The 5944-nt window shown below is 58.6% G+C and carries 8 protein-coding genes and 2 pseudogenes; 7 read left to right on the forward strand and 3 right to left on the reverse strand.

The annotated features are described in order from the left end of the window. A pseudogene (locus tag BN2475_RS36415) lies at nucleotides 1–113 on the forward strand (IS66-like element accessory protein TnpA); the annotation flags it as partial. Then, nucleotides 110–235 (forward strand): hypothetical protein, encoded by a 126-nt coding sequence (locus BN2475_RS32725; protein WP_342744673.1) that lies wholly within the window; start codon nucleotides 110–112, stop codon nucleotides 233–235. The pseudogene BN2475_RS36415 and the gene BN2475_RS32725, both read left to right, overlap by 4 nt. A 272-nt stretch (nucleotides 236–507) precedes the next feature. On the opposite strand, the gene BN2475_RS36720 is transcribed toward BN2475_RS32725, so the two are convergent. Beyond that, nucleotides 508–801 (reverse strand): CppA family protein, encoded by a 294-nt coding sequence (locus tag BN2475_RS36720; RefSeq protein WP_094783467.1) that lies wholly within the window; start codon nucleotides 799–801, stop codon nucleotides 508–510. 170 nt (nucleotides 802–971) lie between these two features. On the opposite strand from BN2475_RS36720, the gene BN2475_RS32735 reads away from it, so the two are divergent. The 5 genes from BN2475_RS32735 (at nucleotide 972) to BN2475_RS32760 (ending at nucleotide 5066) form a co-directional block, all read left to right on the forward strand. Then, nucleotides 972–1526, forward strand: coding sequence for a hypothetical protein (locus tag BN2475_RS32735; RefSeq protein ID WP_094783468.1), 555 nt, complete (start codon nucleotides 972–974; stop codon nucleotides 1524–1526). 281 nt (nucleotides 1527–1807) lie between these two features. Next, complete coding sequence (locus BN2475_RS32745) at nucleotides 1808–3304, forward strand: PIN domain-containing protein (RefSeq protein ID WP_218023763.1); 1497 nt, start codon at nucleotides 1808–1810, stop codon at nucleotides 3302–3304. Continuing rightward, nucleotides 3264–3731 (forward strand): ASCH domain-containing protein, encoded by a 468-nt coding sequence (locus BN2475_RS32750; protein WP_094783470.1) that lies wholly within the window; start codon nucleotides 3264–3266, stop codon nucleotides 3729–3731. Before BN2475_RS32745 ends, BN2475_RS32750 begins: the two co-directional genes overlap by 41 nt. Further along, nucleotides 3728–4246, forward strand: coding sequence for an ATP-binding protein (locus BN2475_RS32755; RefSeq protein ID WP_094783471.1), 519 nt, complete (start codon nucleotides 3728–3730; stop codon nucleotides 4244–4246). Before BN2475_RS32750 ends, BN2475_RS32755 begins: the two co-directional genes overlap by 4 nt. 115 nt (nucleotides 4247–4361) lie before the next feature. Further along, on the forward strand, nucleotides 4362–5066 hold the full coding sequence (locus BN2475_RS32760; protein ID WP_143326051.1) for an FkbM family methyltransferase: 705 nt from the start codon (nucleotides 4362–4364) through the stop codon (nucleotides 5064–5066). A gap of 125 nt (nucleotides 5067–5191) precedes the next feature. Here BN2475_RS32760 and BN2475_RS32765 read toward each other — a convergent pair whose 3' ends face one another. Then, the gene (locus tag BN2475_RS32765; RefSeq protein WP_245841761.1) at nucleotides 5192–5791 is read right to left on the reverse strand and encodes an IS630 family transposase; all 600 of its coding nucleotides are present in this window, start codon (nucleotides 5789–5791) and stop codon (nucleotides 5192–5194) included. After that, a pseudogene (locus BN2475_RS36130) lies at nucleotides 5777–5944 on the reverse strand (DDE-type integrase/transposase/recombinase); the annotation flags it as partial. The pseudogene BN2475_RS36130 and the gene BN2475_RS32765, both read right to left, overlap by 15 nt.

Consider the following 5944-nt stretch of genomic DNA (forward strand, 5'->3'; position numbering starts at 1 on the left):
TGATTGAGATCAGCGTCGGTGTCGCACGCGTGCGTATCGAGGGCACGCCCGACGCAGCCACGCTGCGAGTTGTGTTGCGTACCTTGCGTGTCGCGGCGGAGACTGAGGCGTGATCGGTCTTCCTGCCGGCACGCGTGTGTGGCTGGCTGCCGGCGTGACCGACATGCGGGCTGGATTCAACAGTCTCGCCGCCAAGGTGCAGACTGTGAAAGACTCGGGGGATTGGCGTCTCTGACCTCTAAAAGCGGGCGCTGCACCGTGGCGCCTCGGGTGAGTGATTACTTCGACGGCGCCATGCAGAGCGTCCGTAGGCTGTTTCCTAGCCTTGGTTATACTGAATTGTTGCCAAAAAACAACGGGCACATTCAACGGCGCCGGGTGAATGACTTAAGCAGCCGCGGCCATTGTGCCCAGGAAAATCCGGCCGTACAGAATGCCCGGCCCGCTCACGCACCGTGAGGTCGGACCGGGTCCGTGATCGTCGCGGCATCGGCGGGCAGAGATCTTTCACGGGCGTTGCACTGCCTCGCGTTTCGGCGGCCGCTGCCCGCCTCGCAAAGCTTGGATCTGCCGGATGGTGGCCAACGACTGCTCGGCCGTCGCATTCGCTACGCGTCGGCGAGGGACAGCGAACTCTGGCGCCGTTACCCCAAGTTTACGGCAGATCGCTGACAGGTAAGACTTCGCGGGACCCACATGCCGCAACACCGCCGCCTCGATCGCTGCGTCGCCGACGTGTTCTCGCAGCCAGGCGAGCGTGCGCCGGTCCCATTCATTCTGTGCGCATACAAGATGTTCCATGACCGCTCCGGAACTGTATATGCAGTCATACTGTACGAATACACAGGATTCGAAGGATTTTCAAGAGCGCACGGTGTTGGCCCCGTCGCGCTAGGGTCCAGGCGATTGACCTTGACTGACGCGATGGAGTGCGACAATGCGACAACGAGTTGAACAGGAGAAGGTGGTAGATGATCGAATACGTGAGCGACGCACTGCTTGCGGCCCTGTTTCCGGCCGACTCCGGATCGGAAGGCGCGGTGCTCGTGACGGGGCCGATCGGCGTCGACGCGTCGATCGAGGTTGGAGGCATAGACTTCGACGGTACGCGATATCTGGTTTTCTTTGCGGACGTGATGACCTACGCGGGCAACGACGAGCAGTTCGTGCGCGAGACCGCCGCGGCGTGGAATCAGGGTTTTGTCCCGAGCCCCAATTCCCGTATCGTGAAATTCTTTCGACCGGAGGCCAATCGTGAGACGATGTTTCTGCCTCAGGAATGGCCACTTCCTGACCCCGCAATGATCTGGCAGTTCAGTGAAGCGTTGGGGATGGCGTTGATCGCGCACGTCGATGCATTTCCGGCGACGGCGCAATACTTCTACCTGCCGCAGACGGGTAAACTTGACGCGCTATATAATAGGCTGGCTAGGAAATTCGAACGCGGCGAACTTGGCATATCGTTCCGCTGCGTAACCCGGCCCGCATCAGACGAAGGAGGTTTTTATGGCTTTGAACGCATCTAGCAAGCTTCGCCCGAAGGTGATAGCGCTGCAGAAACGCGGGGTCGCCGTGATCCTCCAGCGTACGGAGGAAGCGGCCGAGAAAGGCGCACTGACGGAAAAGAAAGCCCGTGAGACGTATCGCGCGACCGTGCGAGTACGGACACGGCGCACTGCGGACTCGGAATCCTAACCGGTTCGAAGCTCTTTCTGCCCGAACAAGGCGCCACCGAAAGGTGGCGTTTTTGTTTTGGAGTCCAGCAGCGTTGCAATGGCACACCAGAACAGATACTGAGAGGTCATACGTGGCGCTACATCTGCGTATCTTGCTGGACACCAACATCCTGATACCCCTTCAGGACTCGCTTGCCGTGCTCAGGCCGAACCTGGCGCACGTCATGGAGATGTGCAACGGCCGGCACCAGCTCGTCTATCACCCCGCTTCATTGAGAGACATCGCGCGCGATCGCGACGAGGATCGCCGTGATCGGACGCTTGCCCGTCTGAGACAGTATGGCGAATTGGCGGAGGGACCTCCCTGCCCTTGGAACGTGCCCGGCCTGTCCGAGAACGACGAATGCGACAATACGATCCTGTATGCCTTGGAGCGGGACGCCGCGCACGTTCTGATGACGGAAGACCGGGGTCTGCATGCGAAGGCGATAGCCCGCGGGCTGGGCAGTCGTGTGTACTTCATCCAAACGATCGAAGACTGGCTCAGTCGACTTCATGACCCGGCGACGGTTGAGCTGCCGGATATCCTCGACGTCGAATTGAACGAACTGACCCCTCAACTGGGCGATTCGTTTTTCGATAGCTTGCGCGACGGATATGCGGGGTTTGATGATTGGTATCGCGCCAAGGCCCGCGACGGGCGTCGCGCGTGGATCTACAGGCACCCGCCCGCAAATGATCTTTCGGCTATCTGCATCTACGACGTGCAGACTGATGAGATCGTCACGAACGAGGGACAACGGCTCGCTGGGCGGGCGCTGAAACTTTGTACGTTCAAGGTGGGCGAGCTCGTGCGCGGCCGCAAGATAGGAGAGTTGTTTCTGAAAATGGCATTCCGCTACGCGACGGCGAATGCCTGCGCGCACATATTCATTGACGTGCGCGAAGACGAAAATCCGGACCAGAGCCATCCCGAGTTGATCACGTTACTGAAGGATTTCGGCTTCTCAGTCGCAGGAAACCACAACGGTGACCGAGTGTACGTGAAACGTCATCCGACAGCGCCGCCGATTGCCGATCTTGATGCAGGCGATAGATTCGACTATACGCGCCGATTTTATCCGCATTTCCGTGCCGATCTGGACATCCACAAGTTCATCATCCCGATCAAGCCGCGATATCACCGTGTACTGTTTCCCGACCACCCCGACAACGAAGGGCAGCGGCCGCGCGGTCATGGCGAACACGTCGGGAACGCGATCAAACTCGCTTACTTGTCACATTCCCCGTCCACCCAGATCCGGCGCGGTGACGTGGTTCTGTTCTACCGTGGGTACGATCTAAAAGCGATGACCACGCTCGTCGTCGTGGAGCACTTCGAGACGCTCTCGGATTCCAACGATATTGCCCAGCTTGTAAGCCGCCGCACGGTCTACACGGACGACGAGATCGACGAGATGGCAGATCACCCCGCCGGCGTGCGCATCTTGCTCTTTCGCACCATCGAACACTTCCCGAACCCCGTGCCTCGTGCCCAGCTTCCGAGGCAGGTTGCAGGAAATATTCAATCTACCCGGTTAATCACCAATGACACTTTTTCTCGAATCCTCCGAGCAGCTGGGCGGTAGAGCCGTCCTGCTGTCGGTCAAGCCGCGCTTTTGCGATCAGATTCTCGCACGCAGCAAGCGGGTCGAGTTTCGTCGAAGCTGGCCCGCCGGTACCGATATCGGTGTGATGGTCTTGTACTCATCGTCCCCGGTTCAGCAACTCGTCGGCGTCGCGTTCGTTGACCACGTAGAAGAACGCGACGACGATGGCCTCTGGGCGCTTGCGTGTCAGTTCGGAGGAGGCCTTGAACGGGATGAGCTTATCGGCTACTTTCATGGGAAGAAGAAAGGTTACGGTATCCTGATCAATGACGTCAGGGTTGCTCCGGTGACGGTTGATCCCAAGGATCTCTTTCGGGATTTCCGGCCGCCGCAGTCGTATCAGTATCTCTCGCCGCAGGAATTTTCTCTGGTGATGGCACGCCTTTTTCCGCAGGAGGGCCAATGAAGAACACGTTCGTGGCTGGCATTCACGCTGTTGGCAAATCGTACCTTTGCGGTCGCGCTGCAGTGGCCGGTTGGGTCCACTCATCGGCCAGCACCTTGATCAAGCAGGAACTGGGCGGCGCCAACTGGACAGGTGCAAAGCTCGTGGATGATCCGGACCGGAACCAGAAAGCACTGATCGCGGCGGTGAAGCGGATCAATGGCGAAGGGCAACGACTGCTACTCGACGGACACTTCGTTCTGCGCGACGCGCGCGACGAGTGCGTTTTTCTCGGAGCGGAAGTCTTCGCAGACCTTATCCTTGACGCGGTTGTCCTCATTGAAGCACCTGCGTCGTTAATCGCCGACCGATTGCAAAGTCGCGATGGAGTGGCGCGCCGCGTCGCCGATATTGAGGAGTTTCAACTTGCCGAACGGCGGCAGGCGGAAACGGTCTGCGCTGCATTGGGCCTGAAGTTGACAGTATTGAGCATGCCGAGCGACGACGAGTTTCTCGCTTCGTTGGGCAATCACTAAGCCCGGACTTTTCAGTGATAGACGCCCGATAGCGAGGTGACCGGATTGGCTTCGGACCGGCAGTCACCTAAGGGAATTGCCGCACCTCGAACGCCGTGAACTCCAGGAGAACACGATGGATCGTATCAGCGGGCATACTTTTTTCCGGCGGTTTTTGCAGCGAGACAGCACTGTTATCGATCTGGGCGCGAACATCGGCACGTTTTCCCGGCTGATGTCGGAGAAATACGAATGTGTCTGTTACGCGGTCGAGCCGAATCCCGACTGTTTTGCGCGGCTCGGCGGCATGGCGCGCGTGAAGCCCTTCAACCTCGCGATTGCCGATCGTGCAGGGACGATGAGCTTCTTCGTGGCGGCGGATTCGGAGGCATCGTCGTTCGTTCGCACCAGCGAGAACAATCGCGAGATCCAGGTGCCCGCTGTGCGGCTCGACGTGTTCACGCAGCAGCAGGGAATCGCGAAAATCGATTTGCTGAAGGTCGACATCGAAGGCGCCGAGGTGCCGCTGCTTGATTCACTGCCGGACGCGTTCCTGCGTAACATCGGCCAGATCGCGATCGAATTCCATGATTTTTGCGGCCTTGTGGAGAAGAAGGATGTCGCGCGGCTTGAGCAGCGGCTCGAATCGCTGGGATTCCGGTCTATCAATTTCTCGAAGGAATCGCACGGGCACCACGATCATCTGTTCGTGAACCGGGCGCGGTGTCCGCTCGGCTACGTCGAGTATGCGACCACGAAGTATGTGACGAAGTACCTGTTGGGCGTAGGCCGCATCATCGACCGCTGGAGGCGCGGTGGCAGTAAGGCAGCAGTGGTTTGAACATGGACAGATCCAGATAGCAGCCGTCACACCCGGGTATGCAACCCCATCGCGGATCGGGCCGGGGTTGCAGATAAGAACGCCGATCATTCACTAGTAGTTCGTATCATCAAAAACGTTACATATTAAGCCACTCCGAGGCCGACCTTTTTCCAGCGGAAGACAACCGGTGAGGCATTGAATTCCTCGATGCCTCTCAGAATGCGCTCCTTCAGTTCATCGATCGATTTGACCCGGATGTGGCTCAGGAAAGTGCGGGCCATCTTGGAGAAGGTGCATACGACCAGATTGAGCCAGGAGCCATGCTTGGATGTGTGAACGTACTCGAAGCGCCCGGGGCGCGAGGCGAGATAGGTCATGGTCTCCCTAGAGATGTGGGCCGAATGGTTGTCCAGCACCACGCGAATGATGGCCTCGCTCGGATAATACTCGTCCAGACGCTTGAGCAGCGCAATGAACTCCACACTGCGGTGGCGGTCCTCGACATTATCGAAGATGTGACCCGAGTGCAGGTCGATTCCGGCGAGAATCGATACCGTGCCCCGACGCACATACTCGTAGTCGCGCCCTACGGTTGATGCCTTGCCCGGTACCGGAGGCAGATTCGGCGCTGTCAATCCGATTGCCTGAATACCCGGCTTCTCGTCGACGCTGACGGTGTAGATGGGGTTGGGTCGCGCATCATGAACGGCGCCCTCCCGGTAGATCGTGCGCTTACGATGCATCAACTCGATGCCCGAGATCGTGACGGTCGCGTTCCTGAAGCATTTGAAGCCGGGCATCGCGTTGACCCTGGACTTGATGTTGCGATGATCGTGCTCGATCAGATTGTTCAAGTATTTCGAGGATCGCAACGTCCTGTCTTTAGGCAAGATCCC

This window comes from Paraburkholderia ribeironis, assembly GCF_900019265.1.
Lineage (GTDB): Bacteria > Pseudomonadota > Gammaproteobacteria > Burkholderiales > Burkholderiaceae > Paraburkholderia > Paraburkholderia ribeironis.

Coding starts and splice junctions, on each gene's coding strand:
- BN2475_RS32750 (WP_094783470.1), top strand. CDS start 3,264: ATGACACTTTTTCTCGAATCCTCCGAGCAGCTGGGCGGTAGAGCCGTC.
- BN2475_RS32735 (WP_094783468.1), top strand. CDS start 972: ATGATCGAATACGTGAGCGACGCACTGCTTGCGGCCCTGTTTCCGGCC.
- BN2475_RS32765 (WP_245841761.1), bottom strand. CDS start 5,791: ATGCATCGTAAGCGCACGATCTACCGGGAGGGCGCCGTTCATGATGCG.
- BN2475_RS36720 (WP_094783467.1), bottom strand. CDS start 801: ATGGAACATCTTGTATGCGCACAGAATGAATGGGACCGGCGCACGCTC.
- BN2475_RS32760 (WP_143326051.1), top strand. CDS start 4,362: ATGGATCGTATCAGCGGGCATACTTTTTTCCGGCGGTTTTTGCAGCGA.
- BN2475_RS32755 (WP_094783471.1), top strand. CDS start 3,728: ATGAAGAACACGTTCGTGGCTGGCATTCACGCTGTTGGCAAATCGTAC.